General features: G+C 45.7%; 15 protein-coding genes. 4 read left to right on the top strand and 11 right to left on the bottom strand.

Annotated elements, in window-relative coordinates; translation table 11 throughout:
• Nucleotides 1–37 precede the first annotated feature (37 nt).
• The 3 genes from AACQ75_RS15965 to AACQ75_RS15955 all read left to right on the top strand — a co-directional run bounded on the left by AACQ75_RS15965 (nt 38) and on the right by AACQ75_RS15955 (nt 3,694).
• On the top strand, nt 38–2,611 hold the full coding sequence (locus AACQ75_RS15965) for a TRAP transporter permease (RefSeq protein ID WP_170889052.1): 2,574 nt from the start codon (nt 38–40) through the stop codon (nt 2,609–2,611).
• Nucleotides 2,612–2,695: 84 nt separating this feature from the next.
• A complete protein-coding gene (locus tag AACQ75_RS15960) occupies nt 2,696–3,133 on the top strand; it encodes a universal stress protein (protein ID WP_013857847.1) in 438 nt (145 codons plus the stop codon).
• 168 nt (nt 3,134–3,301) lie between these two features.
• Nucleotides 3,302–3,694, top strand: a complete 393-nt coding sequence (locus tag AACQ75_RS15955) for a DUF2061 domain-containing protein (RefSeq protein ID WP_064624308.1) — start codon at nt 3,302–3,304, stop codon at nt 3,692–3,694.
• Nucleotides 3,695–3,705: 11 nt separating this feature from the next.
• Here AACQ75_RS15955 and AACQ75_RS15950 read toward each other — a convergent pair whose 3' ends face one another.
• Nucleotides 3,706–4,509: a glycosyl hydrolase 2 galactose-binding domain-containing protein gene (locus AACQ75_RS15950; RefSeq protein ID WP_013857849.1), complete on the bottom strand. Its 804-nt coding sequence runs from the start codon at nt 4,507–4,509 to the stop codon at nt 3,706–3,708.
• A 163-nt stretch (nt 4,510–4,672) separates the two neighbouring features.
• Complete coding sequence (gene rraB / locus AACQ75_RS15945) at nt 4,673–5,098, bottom strand: ribonuclease E inhibitor RraB (protein WP_017046663.1); 426 nt, start codon at nt 5,096–5,098, stop codon at nt 4,673–4,675.
• A 686-nt stretch (nt 5,099–5,784) separates the two neighbouring features.
• On the opposite strand from rraB, the gene arcA reads away from it, so the two are divergent.
• Nucleotides 5,785–7,005 carry an arginine deiminase gene (arcA, locus tag AACQ75_RS15940; RefSeq protein WP_170889051.1) on the top strand — a complete coding sequence of 407 codons (1,221 nt, stop codon included), beginning with the start codon at nt 5,785–5,787 and terminating at the stop codon, nt 7,003–7,005.
• Between the two features lie 117 nt (nt 7,006–7,122).
• On the opposite strand, the gene tldD is transcribed toward arcA, so the two are convergent.
• The 9 genes from tldD to AACQ75_RS15895 all read right to left on the bottom strand — a co-directional run bounded on the left by tldD (nt 7,123) and on the right by AACQ75_RS15895 (nt 21,667).
• Complete coding sequence (gene tldD, locus AACQ75_RS15935) at nt 7,123–8,568, bottom strand: metalloprotease TldD (RefSeq protein ID WP_170889050.1); 1,446 nt, start codon at nt 8,566–8,568, stop codon at nt 7,123–7,125.
• On the bottom strand, nt 8,565–9,398 hold the full coding sequence (locus tag AACQ75_RS15930; RefSeq protein WP_094133406.1) for a carbon-nitrogen hydrolase family protein: 834 nt from the start codon (nt 9,396–9,398) through the stop codon (nt 8,565–8,567). Before AACQ75_RS15930 ends, tldD begins: the two co-directional genes overlap by 4 nt.
• Before the next feature lie 10 nt (nt 9,399–9,408).
• Nucleotides 9,409–13,293: a YhdP family protein gene (locus tag AACQ75_RS15925; RefSeq protein WP_170889049.1), complete on the bottom strand. Its 3,885-nt coding sequence runs from the start codon at nt 13,291–13,293 to the stop codon at nt 9,409–9,411.
• 10 nt (nt 13,294–13,303) lie between these two features.
• Nucleotides 13,304–14,773, bottom strand: a complete 1,470-nt coding sequence (gene rng / locus AACQ75_RS15920; RefSeq protein ID WP_019281135.1) for a ribonuclease G — start codon at nt 14,771–14,773, stop codon at nt 13,304–13,306.
• A gap of 22 nt (nt 14,774–14,795) precedes the next feature.
• Nucleotides 14,796–15,362, bottom strand: a complete 567-nt coding sequence (locus AACQ75_RS15915; protein ID WP_170889048.1) for a Maf family protein — start codon at nt 15,360–15,362, stop codon at nt 14,796–14,798.
• On the bottom strand, nt 15,359–15,847 hold the full coding sequence (gene mreD, locus AACQ75_RS15910) for a rod shape-determining protein MreD (RefSeq protein ID WP_013857872.1): 489 nt from the start codon (nt 15,845–15,847) through the stop codon (nt 15,359–15,361). Before mreD ends, AACQ75_RS15915 begins: the two co-directional genes overlap by 4 nt.
• Nucleotides 15,837–16,724: a rod shape-determining protein MreC gene (gene mreC, locus AACQ75_RS15905; protein ID WP_047688139.1), complete on the bottom strand. Its 888-nt coding sequence runs from the start codon at nt 16,722–16,724 to the stop codon at nt 15,837–15,839. Before mreC ends, mreD begins: the two co-directional genes overlap by 11 nt.
• 51 nt (nt 16,725–16,775) lie before the next feature.
• Nucleotides 16,776–17,819 (bottom strand): rod shape-determining protein, encoded by a 1,044-nt coding sequence (locus tag AACQ75_RS15900; RefSeq protein WP_013857874.1) that lies wholly within the window; start codon nt 17,817–17,819, stop codon nt 16,776–16,778.
• A gap of 170 nt (nt 17,820–17,989) precedes the next feature.
• Nucleotides 17,990–21,667: a DUF6701 domain-containing protein gene (locus AACQ75_RS15895; protein ID WP_249339373.1), complete on the bottom strand. Its 3,678-nt coding sequence runs from the start codon at nt 21,665–21,667 to the stop codon at nt 17,990–17,992.
• Nucleotides 21,668–21,708 lie beyond the last annotated feature (41 nt).

Genomic DNA, 21,708 nt, shown 5'->3' with positions numbered 1-21,708 from the left:
ACCGAGACGTAGGCAGCCAATAATAAGGATAACGTACATGACGAAGACACTTACTCCGTCAACCGATGTGCAAGAAATGGTAGCGCAATCTGATACCGGCGCAAGAAACCCTCATGGCTTGCCGGGGCGCATTTTGTGGTTTGTCCCATTATGTTGGTCACTATTCCAACTTTGGTATGCTTCACCGCTGCCCTTTATTTTTAACTTTGCCATCTTAAACGATACGCAAGCACGAGCCATTCACCTCACATTCGCTGTCTTTCTCGCCTTTACTGCCTACCCTGCGTTAAAGAACTCACCACGCGATCGCATTCCATTGATTGATTGGATTTTGGCATTGGCGGGCAGTTTCTCTGCTGCTTACATCTATTTATTTTACAATGAGTTGGCTGGTCGCTCTGGTGCGCCAACCTTGATTGATATAGCGGTCTCCGTCACAGGGATGGTGTTATTACTTGAAGCAACACGTCGAGCATTAGGGCCACCACTAATGTTGGTCGCAGCACTCTTTTTGCTCTACACCTTTGGTGGCCCCTACATGCCGGATGTGATCGCTCATAAAGGAGCGAGCCTAAACAAAGCGATGTCTCATTTATGGCTGACCACTGAAGGGGTTTTTGGGGTTGCTCTTGGGGTTTCCACCTCTTTTGTGTTCTTGTTTGTTCTATTTGGCGCCATGCTTGAACGAGCTGGCGCAGGTTCCTATTTTATCAAAGTAGCCTTTTCACTGCTGGGTCACATGCGAGGCGGTCCCGCGAAAGCAGCGGTTGTAGCCTCAGGCTTATCGGGGCTAGTGTCTGGCTCATCGATTGCAAACGTAGTTACCACCGGTACTTTTACCATTCCCTTGATGAAACGTGTCGGCTTTCCCGGAACAAAGGCGGGCGCTGTTGAAGTAGCCGCTTCCACCAATGGCCAATTAACCCCGCCTATCATGGGGGCTGCCGCATTTTTAATGGTGGAATATGTCGGTATTTCCTATGTTGAAGTGATCCGTGCGGCGCTACTACCAGCGCTTATCTCTTATATTGCCTTAATTTATATTGTCCATTTGGAAGCCTGCAAAGCAGGAATGAAAGGCCTACCTCGCCGTCATACACCGACATGGGTGCAAAGCTTACTTTCATTTACGGGTACTATTTTAGGGCTTTGCGTTCTCAGCGCTGTTGTTTACTACGGCATTGGTTGGACCAAAGAAGTGTTTGGTGACGCCGCTACTCCAATTGTTACGGTCGCGCTTTTACTGACTTATGTCGCTCTGATTAAAATTTCGTCTCGCTACGCCTCAGAAAGTGCAATGGATATGGATATCCAAGAAGTACCCGACCCTGGGCCGACGGTAAAATCAGGGCTTCATTACCTGCTACCTATTGTGGTGCTAGTATGGTGTTTGACGGTCGAGCGCTTCTCGCCTGGATTATCCGCCTTTTGGGCCACGATATTTATGGTCTTCATTTTGATCACTCAGCGGCCAATCATGTCGTTACTCAATAAGAGCAACGATTTGAACACGCAAGTGAAGGCTGGGTTTGTTGATCTTGCCGAAAGCTTGGTTTCGGGCGCGCGGAATATGATTGGCATTGGTGTGGCAACCGCAGCCGCAGGAACCGTCGTTGGTGTCGTCACCTTGACTGGCATTGGCTTAGTGATGACCGATTTTGTTGAGTTTATCTCCGGTGGCAGCGTCATACTGATGCTGATTTTTACCGCTGTGATCAGCCTCATTCTTGGTATGGGCTTACCGACTACCGCCAACTACATCGTCGTATCAACCTTAATGGCTCCCGTCATTGTGACACTGGGAGCCGCTCATGGTCTTATCATCCCATTGATTGCCGTACACTTATTTGTGTTCTATTTCGGCATTTTGGCAGATGACACCCCACCAGTTGGCTTGGCGGCATTTGCCGCAGCCGCTATCGCTAAATCAGACCCTATTCGTACAGGTATTCAAGGGTTTGCTTACGATATTCGTACCGCCATTTTGCCCTTTATGTTCGTATTCAACACTCAACTACTGCTAATGGGAATTGATTCATGGTGGCACTTAGCGTTAACCATTTTCTCGGCCATTACCGCAATGCTGCTGTTTTCTGCTGCGACTCAAGGTTGGTGGCTAACTCGCAATAAGTGGTGGGAAACCCTCTTGTTGTTGGTGCTGACGTTCTCGTTCTTCCGACCCGGTTTTTGGTGGGACATGATTTATCCTGCGAGCGAGCTGCACCCAGGCACAGAGATAGCGCAAATTGTAGAAAACCTCGATGTGGGTCAATCGATAGAGCTTATCGTCGCTGGTGAAACCATTGAAGGTGATTACTTATCAAAAACAGTACTACTCCCTTTTGATGATCAAGCGTCAACGGCAGAACAGCGTATTCAATCAATGGGGCTAACCCTGAAAGAAACCAGTAATCGTATGCTGGTGGATATGATTGAGTTTGGCAGTCCAGCTGAAGCTGCAGGCATAGATTTTGATTGGGAAATCCGCTCAGTTGTGTTGGAAAGCCAGCGGCCAATGAAAGAGTGGGTTTTCTTACCTGCATTATTATTAGTGCTGACGCTAGCTTGGAATCAAAAACGCCGTATGAGAACACAAGAAATACGCGCTTAATCAATATGCCTAGCACGAGCTAGGCATATACTTTACGGAAACAAGGTGCTCTAAAGCACCCTATCGTAGATGAGATAATCCATAATGTATAAACACATCCTTGTTCCAGTGGACCTTAATGAAAAAGGCTTTTCTGACAAAGCCGTTGAACTTGCTGTTTGGCACGCGACACATTCCAATGCTGAAATTCATCTTTTAAATGTATTACCTGGTATCCACATGTCGATGGTCGCCACATACTTCCCGAAAGATGCCGCGGCGAAAATGAAAGAAGATGTCAAGCAACAGCTAAAACAGTTTGCTGATCAACATATCGCTGACGAAATAATCTACAAACTGCATGTAGCGGAAGGTAAAGCCTACACCACCATTTTAGATTACGCAGAAAAGCTCGGAGCTGATTTGATTATCATGCCAAGCCATAAACGATCGAAGATCGATAAAGTGATGCTGGGATCGGTGGCCAGTAAAGTAGTGCAAAACTCGCCAATCAATGTACTGGTTGTCAAACCGCAAGGATAGAAACCCTGCATCGTCATAAAAAAGCGCATGAGGCGCTTTTTTTTATGCCAACGACAAGCGCCTCAGTTAGGAATTGGCTATCAAACTAATAGGCTCAATTACCTTTACTTGTTGAGAATAATTATCAATAATGTTTACATCAACCCGATAACCGTTTAGGTGAACATTATGAAAAAAACGCTTAGCTTTGCCGCGATCCATTTCAGTATTGCGTTTACCGTCGTTTATCTACTTACGGGCGACATTATTCTTGGTAGTCTGATTGCCATGCTTGAGCCGATGGTCAATACCGTTGCTTTTTACTTTCACGAAAAAGTATGGGCGCACTACGCCCCACTGCGCCGCTACTCACAATCGGCCAAAATTAAAACAGGTAGCTTTGCTGTAGTGCACTTCAGTGTTGCATTTAGCGTGGCATATATTATGACCGGAAGTTTTGTCATCGGTGGTGTTTTAGCCATGATCGAACCGAGTATTAATACGTGTGCTTACTACTTCTACGAGAAGTTCTGGCAAAAGAGGCATCCGCAAGAATGGTCACCAATGAAATGCTCTCACTAACTGTACGTTGATCAGATAGGAAAATGGGTAACACAGAGATCTTCGCTTAACGCGATATGGAAGGATTGCTGCTGACCATCAAGTTGCACCGATAAGGTATACAAATCATTCGGGTTAAGCTGTGTAAGATCTGCGTACTTCGGCGCTTCCACTTGAAATAAAGCACTGGCATGCTGATGACGTACATCAATAGGTAACTGATAGCTCATACCATTAAATTTCACCACCGCGGAAACTAATCCTGGTGCGTAGGTTTGATAATGTAAGTGAACCAAAAACTCACAGCCACCACCATAGTGCCAGATTTGCTCAGTGGTAACATGCTCTAAACGAACATGACGAATGCATTGCAGATAAGGCTCTTGCCAAATACCCATTCGCTCATCGTATTTCTTCACCGAGTGGTGTCCCAATGGGCATAATTGCGGTAAATCTTGATCCTCCAGCAACCACTCTTCTTCTTGCTCAACAAACAAAATTTCGAATCGATTGCGGCCGAGTTGCAGCAAAGGCCGAATGTCTTTTTTATACACCGCTTGACTGCCATCACAATCAAATAGTGCCACACCGTTTAAACGTATTTCCGCATAAAAATCGATCCCCTCAAGCACAAGATCAATTGCAGCAAAACCAAGCATCACTTCATCCACCTCAACATCATGCATCAAATGCCACTCTTGCTCGGCAATTTGTGCTTCTGTCATATCGTGAGGTAATACTTGGCTAAGAGGCGCAGGAAAACAAAGATCATCTTGCGGAATCGATAAATCAGTCAACGGTGAAAGCTGCCAAAAGCCAGCAAGAGAAATTCGCATAATAAACTTGAGCTAGATCAATGTTGAGCGATTATATACAAAATAAATAAAGATGTGCTGACAAAAATAATGATTCGTCACTAAAGTACTCTGTTAGCTTTGCATAGCGAAAAAAATACCAGCCAAAGGGCTGGTATCTCACATTAAGGTAAATAACGCCTAATCACTCTTGGTCGTCTTCATCTTCTTCATCGTCATATAGAGCATCTTCGCCTTCGTAGTAAGTGCCCCAGCCGTCGTAAATAATGTCATATTTTTCAGCAAGTTGAATAAGCTTCTCTGCCTGTTCATCGATCGCTTCGGCCTTCAGTACCGATTGCATAGTCGCGTCACAGCACAATAGTTTATTGCCGTCTTCATCTTCTGTTTCTTCTGCTTCAAGCACTTCAAAGCCCATTTTAAAGGCTTCAACAACCGCTTTTTCTAGCGTGTCAAAATCTTCAGCAAATAGGTGGTGCTCTATCTCATATAACGCATCTGGATCACTGCCATCTTCGAGCAGGGCTTGAATGATGTCGCGAGTATCTTCTTTTTGAATTTCGATTAACTCTTCAACGGATACGTAGTCATCTTGCTGAGGTTGAGACATAAGGTGCTCCAGATTTGGCTAAATGTAGACTATACTCCATCAACCTGGCGTTGCAGATAGGCGGCAAGTGAGTTCATCCCCATGAACATAGATAAACTATGTGACTGGGTGAGCAAACGTAGCCAGCACCGCTGCAACTTCACGTCGGAAGGGTATAAATGAATTTCGACGAAATATGGCATGGTTCGCCTAAAATTGCCACCAACAACGTACCGTGATCTTTATCTTTCTAAAGGATCACTGCTCAATCAAGTACAGACCAAATAAAAAAACACTTTAATTTAACAATTTATTTTCATTTTGCTAATTCAGTAGATTATCTGCCTGATGATTTGCTCTTTCACCGCATTAAACTGCCTGTTTATCAAACATTCATGCATAGCGAAAAAGGTCGCTTTGGCTAAACCTGCCCACATTATGCACTTTTTATGTAAATAACCGCATAGAAAATCACTTATTCTTCATGCTTAATTCCCCCTCCTCTGAGCCAAAAACGCATAACAAAGCACTTTGTCGTTATTAGGCTTATTTGGCTAGTTTTGGAGTTATTTTTTAATAAGCACACACTTTGAAGCATACACAACTATAAGTTTACAAAATAACAGCTAATATCACCACTAAGTAGACTTGCATCGATCGCTTAAGCTTGTCATAAAGAACATGAGAAATAAGAGTAGGGATACAAAATGAATAAGCTGTACGTTGGATCTGAAGTTGGGCAACTGCGCCGAGTATTACTCAATCGGCCAGAGCGTGCCTTAACTCATCTCACACCGTCGAACTGTCATGAACTGTTATTTGATGATGTGCTTGCCGTAGAAGATGCAGGAAAAGAGCATGATGCCTTTGCCAACACATTGAAGGACCAAGATGTTGAAGTGCTGTTGCTGCATGATCTCTTAGTCGAAACCTTAGCCGTTGCCGATGCCAAAGCGTGGTTGCTCGATACGCAAATTTCTGATTTTCGCTATGGTCCCACTTTGGCGTGCGATCTGCGCTGCTATTTAGCTGACATGGATAACGAACACCTCGCCACTCTGCTACTCGGTGGTCTTGCTTATTCCGAACTGCCCATCCACTCATCTTCGATGCTACCTAAAATGCATCGTCCGTTAGATTTTGTGATTGAACCGTTGCCCAATCATCTCTTTACCCGCGATACCTCTTGCTGGGTGTATGGCGGCGTATCGCTTAATCCGATGATGAAACCAGCACGCCAACGTGAAACCAACCATTTACGCGCCATTTATCGTTGGCATCCTGTATTTGCAGGAGAGAATTTTATCAAGTATTTCGGTGATGAAGATCTGCACTACGATAATGCCAATATTGAAGGGGGCGACGTACTGGTGATCGGTAAAGGTGCGGTGTTGATTGGTATTTCCGAACGCACGACGGTGCAAGGGGTAGAAAATTTTGCTGCGAGTTTATTTAAACATGGGCAGGCCAAAGAGGTGATTGCCGTTAACCTGCCTAAACACCGCTCCTGTATGCATTTAGATACGGTGATGACACATATGGATGTCGACACCTTTTCTGTTTACCCCGAAATTATGCGTCATGATTTAGAAACATGGCGTTTAACGCCGAAAGGCGATGGCGGGATGAACGTCGATTCAATGCCAAGTTATGTTAATGCGATTGAACGCGCGTTAGGTTTGGACAAACTCAAAATCATCACCACTGGTGGTGATAGCTATGAGGCTGAGCGCGAGCAATGGAATGACGCCAACAACGTGCTAACGGTTAAACCCGGAGTTGTGATTGGCTACGAGCGCAATGTCTACACTAACGAGAAATACGATAAGGCGGGCATCAAAGTATTAACCATCCCCGGCAATGAACTCGGCCGAGGCCGAGGCGGCGCGCGCTGCATGAGCTGCCCGATCGAGCGAGATGATATTTAACCTTCTCAATTCAACGCAGTGAATAAAAGAGATAAAAAAGCGGCGCATCAAAACGCCGCTTTTTATTTGCTTACGCTGCGCGATACAAACCACGTCAGCTCTGAGCGAGTAACAACGTTATTCGGTGCCACCAACAGTGAGCGAATCTAGCTTAAGCGTAGGTTGCCCTACTCCAACAGGCACACTTTGCCCTGCTTTACCGCACACTCCAACGCCGCGATCAAGGCTCAAATCGTTACCCACCATCGAGACTTGTTGCATTGCCTCAATGCCAGAACCGATCAAGGTTGCACCTTTGATTGGATAAGTAATTTTGCCGTTTTCAATCATATAGGCTTCAGAGGCAGAGAACACAAATTTACCCGAGGTGATATCCACTTGGCCACCGCCAAAGTTGGGCGCATAAACGCCTTTCTTCACTGTTGAAATGATCTCTTCTGGCGTATGTTCACCCGGCAACATATAAGTGTTGGTCATGCGCGGCATCGGTAAATGTGCGTACGATTCACGACGCCCATTACCCGTAGGGTTCACCCCCATCAAACGTGCGTTGAGTTTGTCTTGTATGTAGCCTTTCAACACGCCATTTTCAATTAAGGTGTTGTATTGACCATTGACACCTTCATCGTCGACATTGAGCGAGCCACGCAGATCTTTCAGTGTGCCATCGTCAACAATCGTACAAAGCGTTGAGGTTACTTTCTGGCCAATTTTACCGGAGAAAACAGAAGATCCTTTGCGGTTAAAATCACCTTCTAAGCCATGCCCTACCGCTTCGTGAAGCAAGACACCCGGCCAACCAGAACCGAGCACAACAGGCATCGCGCCAGCGGGAGCTGCGACAGCTTCAAGGTTGACTAAGGCTTGTCGGATAGCTTCATCGGCAAACTGAAACGCAACTTTACGGCCATCTTGTTCGGTGAGGAAAAAGTCATAACCAAAACGACCACCACCACCAGAGCTGCCTCGCTCGCGGCGATCACCTTTTTGTGCTAACACGCTGATCGACAAACGGACCAACGGGCGGATATCGCCTGCGTAAGTCCCATCGGTTGCAGCAACTAACATCTGTTCATGCACACCACTTAAGCTCACCGAGACTTCTTGGATCAAAGGCTCTTTGGTACGAATGTAAGCATCCAGCTCTTGCAGTAATTCTGTTTTTTGCTTTTTTTCCCAACTGGTTAATGGGTTATCCGCCGCATAATAGGCTTGATTATCGCTACGTTTAAAGGCTTGAACACAACCACTTTTACCTTGCTGCGCAATGCCTCGTGCGGCTATTGCACTCTGTTTCAAACCTTCTAATTGGATTTGATCTGAATAAGCAAAACCCGTTTTTTCACCTGTGATGGCGCGCACACCAACACCGCAATCGATATTAAATGAGCCGTCTTTAATAATGCTGTCTTCGAGCACTAAAGATTCATGCCAGCTCGACTGAAAATAGATATCGGCATAATCAATTTGACGAGTGGCAATTGTCGCTAGTGTATCCGCAATATCTTGCTCGGTTAATCCTGCAGGTTTTAATAGTGCATCTTCAATGCGGTTAATACTCATAGTTTGCTCTTATTATCTATAAACTGATTGGTGAATCGGGTGTGTGCAGCAATGGGCATTTTTTGTCGAACTTGCTCAACGTAAGCCAAGTCAATATCGGCGACTAAATTCCCCACTTGCTGGTTTAAGCTTGCAATAACCTCACCCCACGGGCTGATGACCATCGAATGACCCCATGTCTCGCGCCCACATGGATGAAGCCCAGTTTGCCCAACCGCAACAATCCAACACTGATTCTCTATCGCTCGGGCTCTTAACAAGACTTCCCAATGTGCCTTTCCGGTCACCGCCGTAAAGGCCGCAGGAACCACTAATATCTGAGCACCCTGCACTCTTAATTGGGAATAGAGGTGCGGAAAGCGCACATCATAGCAGATGGAAAGGCCAATTTGACCAAATGGCGTCGACGCAACACTCAGCTTTGTGCCGCAGGTAAAAGTTTCCGATTCTCGATAGCGCTGGTGGCCGTCAGCGACATCTACATCAAACATGTGTAATTTGTCGTAGTGCGCGACAAGATCGCCATTGGCATCAAACAGCAAGGAGGTAGTCGTTACCCCAACCTCACGACGGATAGGCATGCTGCCCACCAACAGCCACACCCGATGAAAGCGAGCCATAGCAGCCAATTGGCTCTGCAAAGGGCCTTGTCCCAATGGCTCGGCATGTTGGTGGTACTGTTGTCGCGTGCCAAACACCAGTGCATTTTCCGGCGTGACAATCCACTTCGCACCTTGCGCCACAAGTAGTGACACTTGCTGTTCGATATAGGCCAAATTCTGCGCAGGTTCAGAGCTTGACGTCATTTGAATAAGTCCAACGCGATCCATGCCTACTTCCCTATTTTTCAGTCAATTTTCTCAACTTTTCTGGCAATTTAAACTCGCCCCTACTACGTGAAAGCTCTTTAACAACCGGTGAATTAATTGGTCCTTTAACCTCATAGTTGACTTGGGTAAAGACCTCAACCACAGGTGCAATCACGGTCGTAATAGCTAGGACATACAGCGCTGTTTGCGGTGTCACCGCAAAAGCCGTCAAGACGGGAATTCCTGATGTGATGTCTGGTACAAAATTCACCTCAGCATCAACAGTACGGCTATTGAGATCCGCTAAGCCTTTAATGGTCATTTCACCGGCAACAGCATCCATTTTGATGTTGTTGGTAACAAAAATCCCTTGCGAAATTTCACCACTGCCCGTAATTGAGTTAAAGGCCATTCCTTTATCAAACACGTCACTAAAATCGAGCTGCATTTTACGGATAATGGAATCTAAACTGAATAATCCGAGTAAACGAGCGGCACCGCTGACATCAGAAACGACACCTTTACCCATAGTAGTCTCTATCTTGCCTTCTAAGCTGTCGATCTTCATTGACCAAGGCGCGCCATCCCATTCGGTTTGACTCGACATTTCAAATGGCGCTCTTTGGATACCGGAGCTGATGCCAAAGCGCTCCATCAAATCGCTATTATTGTCACCTTTCATGGTGAGATTCAGTTGAGTATGGCTACGCTCATCACCTTGTGCGTCTTTATTCAACGTCCAAGCACCATTGATAGTCACTTGGTTTGAACCACTACTGATATCAATCTTCTTCCATTGCAAAGTATCACCTTGCCGTTGGAAGTCCATATTCATCTTGCCCACCTTGTAACCCTGCAACCAAAGATCATCAATGGCCAAAGTTAAGTTTGGCACCAATCGATGAAACTGTCGGTCAAAATCAGTAATAAGCGGCTCAGACTGGCGATCTTGATCAACCAACAGTGATTTTTTGGAGCTGTCCTCCAGCTCAGGAATGTAAACGTGCAAACGTTCAAGCGAGACGGACAAATCATAAGGTTCAATATAACTCGCTTGACCTTTTGCTTCTTGGCTCTCGAGCTGTGCGTACCAACCGAGATTTTTACGTCTGGCATTAAAATCAACATCGTGCCATTCAATTCCCGCTAGTAGAAGTGCTTTGACGTTGATGTCCACTCTCTCTGGTGGTGGGATCTCGGGAGTATTCATCTCCGCTAGAGCTGATTTTTTCTTCGGCTGAGGCTCATTGGCCAAACTCAACCATTCATCCAAATTAAAGGTATCGCTGCGGATCTGCGCATGGTGGCCAACCACTGGGCTGATTTTGAAATTGCCGCTCCCTACTATGAGATTGGTGGCTGTCAGGCGTGGTTTTTTCGATGTGATATCGATTTCAGCTTGGTATTTCGCTTGTGGTAATTGTAGGCGAGCGGTGATCGACTCTTGGTTACCCGATGCTTGCAAGTGGGCTTTGCCTGCCACGTTGAAGGCTTTTTTTAGCGGGTAAGGGTAATCACTTTCTACCATTTTTAAATCGGCTAAGGTGTCGATTTGATAAGTGAAACCGACATCATTGAGCTGAATATCAACGCCCATTTGCCAAGGAGCATGCCCTTTTAAACGGTTTAGCCAGCGCTCACCGACAAAAGGCGTCAGGGGTTTAATATCCCAGTCTCCCACCACATCAATATTCACCGCGTAACCTTGGCTGGCATTTTCACCTTTAAAATCAATCGCGATCGGTTGAGTCAGCAGATCCGCCGACAAACCAGCTACCGTCACAACGTCATTATCAAATTCAATTTTGCCAGAGACACCCTCAAGCACCATTGGCGGTGCATCAATTTCCACGTGGTTATTATTTAAATTCGCCCAACCCCACGCTCGGGGTTCCTGCTCACTATCAAAAGGAATACGAAGCTGAAATTCAGATTGCACTTCGCCACTGACTTGAATCGCCGTTAACGCCGCTCCCACCGAATCCACTAAAGGCGTTGAGGTCATATAGTCGCGTACGGCATTGCCTTGGGCTGTTGCACTGGCTTCGATTTCGATGTGTCCACCTTCGGCTAGTTCAGGTATTCGCCCTGTGATCCGCTGAGCAGTGACATCCATTAAGGTCGCAGAGTGTGAATCAAGGTACATCGCATCGTTTTCAAACAGCAGATCGAGTTGCAAATTGGTGATCGGCGGCCACGCCGTATCAAAACTAAATTTCGCCTCTTTTAAACCAACCCAAGCTTGGAATACGCCATTGTTTTGTTGGTAGGGAAAATCGCCAAGTTCACCATACCAAAGCAGTTTAGCGGTGTTGGCTTTACCGCCTTGAATCGCAGTAGAGAGATAGTCTGTTAACTTGCGCCCCAATGCTAAGGTGGGCAAATAACGCCAAGTTTCACCTGCATTGTATAAGTCCGCTTCCGCATAAAATGCAAGTAAAGGGCTGCGTTTTTCAGGAAAATCGAGACGAAATGATCCAAGCACTTGTAAGTCAGGCGTCGCCGCAGTCACTTTACTGGCCCACAATGACCAGCCATCGTCTTGCTTTTGCCACACAACATCGGCTTCACCTTGACGAATATTCAATGGTGCTTGGAAAACATCACCATAAGGTAACACGTCATCAATCAGCGTTACTTTGGCGCGGGCACTCTCCATGCTACCTGCAATGGAGGCTTTGAGATGGTGTACTTGTGGCAATAACTGCCATTGCGCCATGGCGCCATCACTGAGTTCAGCCGAATAACGAAGCGATTGCAGGCTATCTCCTTTGCTGAGCCGAATATCTTCTAAGGTGCCCCCAAAATCCAATTGCTGCAAAAGCTCGTTCGTTTTGCTGGAATCGGGCATCATTTTCACAAAGGGAAGCAAAGTTTTTATGTCCAACTGCGACAAGTTCAAACGCCATTGCGTCGGTTGCCATTCAAACGCGATATCAAGTTTAGGCCACACTTCGTCATCCGTGCGCAACTGAAGTGAGTAAGCGTTAACTTGCCATCCTTGTTCAATAGGTAACAGTTTGATGATTCCCGACTCTAACAGCAATTCATGCTGACGCTCTTCACCCCAAACCAGTTCAGAGGGCTTAAGTTCGACATAGCCATCTTTAGGTTGGTTATGTTCTAAGGTCAGCCAGGCATTAAAACTCACCTGTCCTTTCTTAATGCCGGTTTCGTCTTTGAGATAACGAGTCAACCACGGGTTTATTTTGATATTGTCAGCGCTAACATAGAAGCGACCTGAAATATCGCGTAGTGAACCATGATCTTCAAAGTTAGCACTCACTAACAGAGAGTTAATACTGGTATCAGCGATGCTCACCACGCCTTCAGCTTTATGTTGCTGAGCGTTATTTTTCCACCGAAGACGTTCAATATCTAACTGGCGAATCTCCCCCGCGACAGATTGATAGAAAACCGTCGAGTCGAGTAGCGCAAAATCATCCAATTGCCGCAACAGTAGGTTGTCTAAACGTTGAATGACATTGCCTTGTGTGCGGCTCTGTTGGTTATCTTCAGCCTGTAGCTCAAGCCAGTTTACCGAGCGAATATCCAATTTGAGTTGATGAATACTGAGATCCGCGACCACAGGTTGCATTTGCAGTATTGACTGAATGAGGTCAAATTCAACATCGATTTGCTGCGCAGAAAAGTGAATTTGCGATCCATCAGGTAGCTTTGCTTTTAGCCCCTTAAGTGCAATTGACGGGTGAGTATTACGCCAAAAACCAGTGACCTCACTTAATTCAAATTCAAAACCTGAATTTTGGTTGATCAACGTTTGTATTTCGCCTTGGAAACGATTCATTTGTGGCAAAAACACACGCAAGGTGGTGACAGCAACAGCCAGCACCACTAGCACGCAAACGATAAACCACAATACTATTCGCCAAAGGCGCGTAAAAGTTGAGATCACAAAAGCCCTACTACATCATCACAACGTCAAATTGTTCTTGAATATAAAGTGGCTCCGCTTGGATGCGCACTTCTTTTCCAATAAACACTTCCAACTCAGCAAGAGCATGAGACTCATCACCTTGCAAGGTTTCTGCCACCGCAGGGGATGCGTAAACCACAAATTTATCCGCATCGTAAGCACGGTTGACACGCGTGATTTCACGTAAGATTTCGAAACAGACGGTTTCAACGGTTTTCACACTGCCGCGGCCTTCACAGGTTGGACAACTTGAACATAACACGTGTTCAATACTTTCACGGGTGCGCTTACGCGTCATCTCCACCAAGCCTAACTGCGTAAAACCATTAATATTCGTTTTGACGCGATCTTTAACCAGGGCGGCATCTAAGGAGTTGAGCACTCGCTTACGGTGCTCTTCAGACATCATATCGATAAAATCAATAATGATGATGCCCCCTAAGTTGCGCAAACGTAACTGACGGGCAATCGCTTGGGTCGCTTCAACATTGGTATTAAAAATGGTTTCTTCGAGGTTACGACGGCCAACAAACGCGCCAGTATTGATATCAATCGTGGTCATGGCTTCGGTTTGGTCGATGATAAGGTATCCACCAGACTTGAGCTCCACTTTACGCTCGAGAGAACGCTGAACCTCGTTTTCGGTGTCGTACATATCAAAAATAGGCTTGTCACCTTCATACAGTTCAAGCTTATCGGTTAACTCAGGCACAAACTCTGAGGTGAACTCTTTGAGGTTCTCAAATTCAAGGCGCGAATCGACTAAGATCCGCGTCAAATCAGTGCCGACAAAATCTCGTAAAATACGCTGAGCTAAACCCAATTCGCCATACAGTGTCGAGCGTGTTTTGTATTTAACTCGACGCTCCAACACTTTCAGCCATAGCCGTTTAAGAAAGGCGGCATCTTGTGAAAGCTCTTTCTCATCAGCCCCTTCAGCGGCGGTACGAATAATGAACCCACCGTGCTCATCACAATAATGAGACACGACTTTTTTGAGACGATCACGCTCTGATTCACTTTCAATGCGTTGTGAGACACCAACATGACTTGCGCCGGGCATAAAAACGAGATAGCGCGAAGGTAGGGTAATATCTGTCGTTAAACGGGCGCCTTTAGTGCCTAATGGATCTTTGACCACTTGCACCACAATATCTTGGCCTTGACGAACTAGCTCTGAAATATCACGAACTTGAAACTGCTGTTTTTCGTTCTCAGCCACACATTCAGTATGAGGAACAATGTCAGAAGCGTGAAGAAAAGCGGCCTTGTCTAAACCAATATCGACAAAGGCGGCCTGCATTCCTGGAAGAACTCGGCTGACTTTTCCTTTGTAAATATTGCCCACAATGCCGCGTTTCGCTTCTCGCTCAATGTGGACCTCTTGAAGAACTCCGCCTTCAATCATCGCCACTCGAGTTTCACTCGGGGTGACGTTTAGTAGCAACTCTGCACTCATGAGTACACCTCAATGTTTTTAATTATATAAATTCGTGCAAGAGCTGGTCAGTTTCGAATAATGGTAATCCTACAACAGCGTAATAACTGCCTTCGATCTTCGTTACAAATCGTCCACCCAATCCTTGAATGCCATAACTGCCAGCCTTATCGCAAGGTTCACCCGATTGCCAATATTGTTCTATTTCTTCATCTGACAAAGGTTTAAACCATACATCCGTCGTTACTACGACGGATTTAGAATGATCATGTGTTGCTACGGTTACGGCCGTCATCACTTGATGTTTTGTACCAGATAGGCTGCGTAACATCTGTTGTGCTTGAGCAAAATCAGCAGGTTTTTCAAGTACTGTTTCACCTTGCACTACTATGGTATCAGACCCAATAACTATCGAAGCAGGGTTGGATAAAGCAACACCAGCCAGTGCCTTATCACGTGATAAACGTTCAACATACACTGCTGGGGCTTCATGCTCATTACGGCACTCTTCAACGTTGGGCACCACAATATCAAACGGATAACCCAGTTGAGTCAGTAACTCTCGTCTTCTTGGCGAGCCAGAAGCTAATACAATTTTTTTATTCATCATCTAAGGTGCCAGTGGCGTCGCACACGACGAAGCAGTAGGAACATCCAAGGCCATAATATGCAATTGATCATACCAACCCATAGCGAGAGCGGGTTAAATGTCACATCTTGAATTAAATATTCGCCGCAGAAGATCAGCACTTCAAGCAACATAGATAACACGCCAATGATTACAGCTTGTTGCCATAACGCCATATTACGCAGCACTAAGAAGTTAATCGCCACTAAGTAGACAACAATGGCCATCATCATGCCACGAATGCCCAATGTTGAACCAAGCAGCAGATCCCATAACAAACCAAGGATCAAAGCCGACCCTACGTTGACTCGATGCGGCAACGCTAAAACCCAATAGCATGTCACCAGCAGTAACCACGATGGGCGCAATAGATCCAGCTCACCCGGCCAAGGGATAGTTTGTAAAACCAGAGCAAAGAGAAATGATGCACCAATCACCAATTTACTTTTCACGACACTACTGGCCATCGGTTGCTTCCTCTAACATTTTCTCTGGCGTAACTTGCAATACTTTCTGCTGCCTATCTTCGTTAGGCCAGATCAACAGCAAATAGCGTAGACGATCAAAATCCACCACGGGATCGGCGGTGATCGACGCAAATTCACGCTGGGTATCTTTGTCGACCACCGAAACGTGTGCGACAGGATAACCTTCAGGATATACGCCCCCTAAACCTGATGTGACGAGCAAGTCACCCACTTCAATATCAGTGCTGGTGGGAATGTGTTCCAATTGAATACGATCCACCTGGCCATTCCCTGAAGCAATCACTCGAATATCATTACGAATAATTTGCACTGGAATCGCACTATTGGTGTCAGTCAGCAACAACACCCGGCTGTTATGCGCCGCCACAAAAGTCACTTGGCCAACAATACCTTTGTCGTTGATAACGGGTTGCCCTTCGTAAACGCCATCCGTTCGCCCTTTATCAATCACAACTTGGTGACGATAAGGTGAGGTATCGACCGCCATCACCTCAGTGACAACCTTCTTTTCATCACGAACAAAAGAAGATCCAAGCAATTTACGTAACCGCTGGTTCTCTTCGCGGTATTGATCAAACAAGATCAAATCACTTTTCAAGGTGATCGCTTCTCGTTTTAAACGTTGATTCGATTCAATCAGTTTTTGATGAGTGGCGAATCGCTCATACAGATCATCAAACATACTGCGCGGTAAATCCGCCATGTATTGAATGGGAGCCACTAAGCTATTAAGAAAAAAACGAACGTTGGAAAAAGTACCTAAACGACTATCAGCCAGCATAAGACTGGCTGATAAAATCACGGCAAAAAAGAGACGTAGCTGAAGAGATGGTCCTCGACCAAATATTGGCTTCATTCTATAAAAATCCTAGATGTCATAATGGGAGCTTTACGGCTCCCAAAGCCATTATTCTTCGCTAAATAGGTCGCCACCGTGCATATCGATCATTTCCAATGCTTTACCGCCACCAAGGGCAACACAGGTTAGAGGATTATCGGCAACCACGACTGGTATTCCCGTTTCTTCGGTCAAGAGGCGGTCGATATCTTTGAGCAGCGCTCCACCACCGGTTAATACCATACCATTTTCTGAGATATCAGAAGCAAGCTCTGGCGGACACTGTTCAAGCGCAACCATCACCGCAGAAACAATACCGGAAAGCGGTTCTTGCAGTGCTTCTAAGATTTCATTGGAGTTAAGAGTAAAGCTACGAGGGACCCCTTCAGCAAGGTTACGACCACGAACTTCAATCTCCATCACTTCATCGCCGGGGTAAGCCGAGCCAATTTCATGTTTGATTTTCTCTGCGGTCGCTTCACCGATTAAGCTGCCGTAGTTACGACGCACATAATTGATGATCGCTTCATCAAAACGGTCACCGCCGATACGCACAGAGGAAGAGTAAACCACACCGTTCAAGGAAATAACGGCAACTTCAGTCGTACCGCCACCGATATCGACCACCATTGAACCCGTTGGTTCAGAAACACGCAGACCAGCACCGATGGCCGCCGCCATAGGCTCATCAATCAAATACACTTCACGCGCACCAGCACCGAGTGCTGATTCACGAATCGCACGGCGTTCAACTTGGGTGGAGCCACAAGGCACACACACCAGAACGCGAGGGCTTGGTTTGAGTACACTGTTGTCATGCACCTGCTTGATGAAGTGTTGCAACATTTTTTCGGTCACGTAGAAATCCGCAATCACGCCGTCTTTCATAGGACGAATTGCAGAAATATTCCCCGGCGTACGACCAAGCATCTGCTTAGCGGCATGACCGACAGCAGCAACGCTTTTTCCACCACGACCTTTATCTTGGCGAATAGCAACAACGGAAGGCTCGTCGAGGACAATACCTTGTCCTTTAACGTATATAAGAGTATTGGCGGTACCTAAATCGATCGATAGATCGTTGGAAAACATGCCACGCAGTTTTTTGAACATATTCTTCGCTCGTCCTGCAAGAATTAGAAGATAGAAAATTGCACTAAATGTACCAATGCCTTGCGATCACAGCAAGGCGTTGACGCATAAACATGGACTGAAACACGCAATTTCTAACAGATTCCTAACTTAGGTAGAAAAATCTCTATGAATTTGTGTGAATTATCCGGTTAATTTTTTTCACGCCACCAGATTACCCGGTCGCTGCCTCGGTACAATCCAAACTGTACTCGGCCTGAGACTTCATTTTCAAACGCGCTATTTTGATCATTGTAGAGACGCAACCAAGGCAACCCATGAGCATTGAGATCAAGCAAAGTATCAATGAATCCTTGATGACCCGCTCCCGGAGCCGTAAAGTTGATATTCGCGGTACCCAAAGTGAGCGTTTGACTGACTAAAGTAGGATAAACTTCAGGAGCCCCACCGGAACCTAAAGTTAGATCGGTCGGCGTTAAAGTGAAATTCGCAAGATCTGGTAACCTTGTACAGCGATCAAAGCTATTGGTAACAAAGCCATTGGCAGTGAAGTATTCGCTCGTAATTGGCTGACTTAACGCACTCGTTTCTGGGCCGTAAGTGTCGTGGATCACCAGTTTTCCCCAGCGCAATTTCATCTCATCATCAATATCTGTAATCGTATAGTTTAGGCAAGGATCACTGGCCGTTTCTCGGTAGCAAACTCCATCAAGGTCTGTAAGATCGGATACCAAGAGGGTAAGATCTAACTTGCTGTTAAAAGGCACTATTGGTTGTGGTGGCTTTTGGTAGATCAATATCTCCCCAGAGAGTTCAATGCGAGAATCAACGCCATTGACTCGGTTCACACTCGTCAAATCGCTATCAAAGCTGATTGGTAAACTATTCACAGTATCGTTATATATTCGGTTGTCCCACTGCCGATCATAACGCCACCAAGCACTGTCGAAATAATTGATCGTTTCACTGCCTGACGCGGATCTTGGGTGTAAGTAAATACCCGGATTGTCTTTATATCCAAACGGTTGTCCTAAATAACTGAACGATTCGTCATTCGGAGAAGTCACCTCACACTCAGCCTGTAAGCTGGTCACCACCGAAGAAGGAGAAAAATAGGCTGGGATAAAACGACCTATCGGGCCCGTTGAGGCAACGGCAATCGGCAGATTCTCACTCGCTAAATCGAGTCCAAGATACGTCGTTGGCGCGTTCAGCGAGAAATCAAACACCCCAACCTCACTCACTCTTTGTTGTACAGTCGTCGAGCTACCTAATTGGTGATCATATTCAACTTGGCCGAGAGCACCGGGCACGCCTGTCGCTGGTGCGATTAGAGTATGTTTAAGCTCAATGTTTGCTTGTTGATAATTTGTCACGCCTAAATTGTTAGTGAAATCATTATCCTCAATCGGTGCCTCCGCAACCGCTTTGATATTGAGATTAAAGTTTTCATCTGCCCTTGCAAAAACCAAACAGCTTAAGTCAGCAGCAGGGCACTTTCCATCTGGATGAGCTAAGTTATAAGAGTGATTGGTGCTAAGCACCAACGCACGAGGAACTCGTATAAAAGTCGTTTGACCTGTTAGTTGCAAATCCTGCTCATCACCACTCCCCGTTAAACGAGCATTCAAAGCAAGGCTACCAGCCTCACGATAGGATACGTTAATGCTCGCCTCACCATTTTGGTTGAAATTGAGCACCACTGGCGTCGCAGTATTGGATGACGGCCCTACCGCCACACTATTCACACCAACCGATAAAGCTCTAAAACCTTGCCCCCCATTAGGACTCAAGTAATCACTCCAAAAGGAAACGGGTTTTTGTACATTTTGAAAACTAGGCAAACACAGTTGTGAAGCGTTATCTTTTCGTACCGCTTTAATGGTCCCAGTTACCGATTGATTGGCATAGGAATTAGGTATATCCAAAATGAAGCCACTGTCAACGAAATTAAGCGTACAATTTTGGGCAGAATACCCCCCACTACCATATCGACAAAGATTGGTCGAAAAAGGTTTAGCACTAGGTACTGAGCTCTGAACCCCCACAGTTACATTTCCTGCGCTATTTTTACGAAGCTTCAGGTTGGCAATGCCATTCGTCATATTAACTTGGGAGCCACCTTGCCATCCACCGCCAGCAGAAGGCAATGAATTTGGTAGTAAAGTCGCGGTGATCGGCTGTTGGTAAAGCTCACTACAACTGCTATTTGCACAAGCTTGTATTTGTACATCAGCGGCGTTGCAAGTTAGCCCATCTGACGATGGCAAAGTAAAACGAAAATGATCAACCTGCTCCCCCACGTCACGAGACTTCAAGGCACAAACCTTAAAGTTTTCAATCTCATGGTTATTAACAGAAGCCCCTGTTGAGCCTGCAAGAGAAAGTAAGAACTCTTCAGGTGTCGCACCTTGATTAGGATTCGATAGCACATTAAACCAATCGATAACTGTCTGCATATTGCCATTCACTAGACGATCCACACGAACATAAACCGCGTTATTATTTCGTGAATCGATGGTGATGAAATAGCGATGCCCGGGACCTGGCCCTGGAAAAGAACAGTTACCGCCCCACCATTGACAAGTACGACGTACATCCAGCTTGGGGTTCAAATTAGCGGCAGTTCCCACTAGATAGCGATAACTTGCGGCTTCAGAGCCTCGAATGGCAACGGCTTGGCGACGAAAACCAGGCCCTCCGACTCTTCCCTCTGTTGGGTTGGAATAATTTCCCCATTCATCCAAACCCACACCAAGCCAACCTCCTGCAAAACCCGGCTTAATTGGATTGGAACTTGTGGTGGGTGCATACCCTAAAGAGCCGCCAAAACCACCTGTTCTGGGGATAATCTCGGCATCCGAAAAAATAATCGACACCCCATCAGCACCATCACCGGTTAAATTCGCCCACGCATAGTAATCAAACTCAACAGTAACTAAGTTGCCAGCCGCTGGGAAAATTCGTTGATAAGTCACTGCGGTTGCTTGGTTATTCTGATCCTCAGTTAAGCGTAAGCGATTACTAATCAAACTCGGCGTAAAGCTACCAGTACTAGTATAAGGGATCCAATTCTGACCAAGCGAGGAGCGGTTAAAATCATCCTCAAAACAAGCATAGCCTTGCTGCTCATTTTGATTGATCTGAGTATTCCCCTCCATCATTAATCGGCGGCTTGTCGTACGGCCATTGATTGTGGCAGAGTTATTCAGAGCTAGAGTGTTACCTATGTAAACATAACCATTAACTTGTGTATTACCATTCAGAGAAAGATTATTAAATCCAACGATCGTTAAATTCCCCGCACCAGAAATATTGATATCTGAACTATTCCAGCTAGAACTATTTTTTATAAATAGCCGAACATCGCCTTCTACTTCAACAATTGCATTGGAGTTTAACTGTAATGTTTCAATCCAATAGTCACCCGACGACAACACAAGAGTTGCGCTTGAGCCCATATCTAAAGACTTTATTTTATATTCAGACAACCCTGAAAATTGAAGCGTGCAGCTATCGTATAGTTGTAGTTTTCCTATATTTGATTGGTTCAATACAATGCTTTGTCCACTATAACACCAGTTGATTTGGTTATTATTATTACTGGAATTTTTGAATGCATTCCCACCGCTTAAACTTAAGGAAGCCACACCTCCCCCTGTAACTTGGCAAAACTGATCATCACAACGAGCATTTTGGCGTTCAGAAATATTGTTGATGGAACAAAATGCCAGTGGGTCACCCGCTGTTCCCGTAATCTGTGAGTATCCGTATTGGATAAGTTGAGGATTTGGAGAGCTTGCACAACTGCCCTGACCTTGGGCAACGAGAGGAAAATAGATAGAATTATCAATCTGCTGGAAAGCCATTACACTTGTTGCAGAGATAGATAGTATTGTGCTGAGCAGTA

The organism is Vibrio sp. B1-2, assembly GCF_963888445.1.
GTDB classification, from domain to species: Bacteria; Pseudomonadota; Gammaproteobacteria; order Enterobacterales; family Vibrionaceae; genus Vibrio; species Vibrio anguillarum.
The sequence above is the reverse complement of the archived record's forward strand: the minus strand, read 5'-3'. Positions and strand labels throughout refer to the sequence as shown.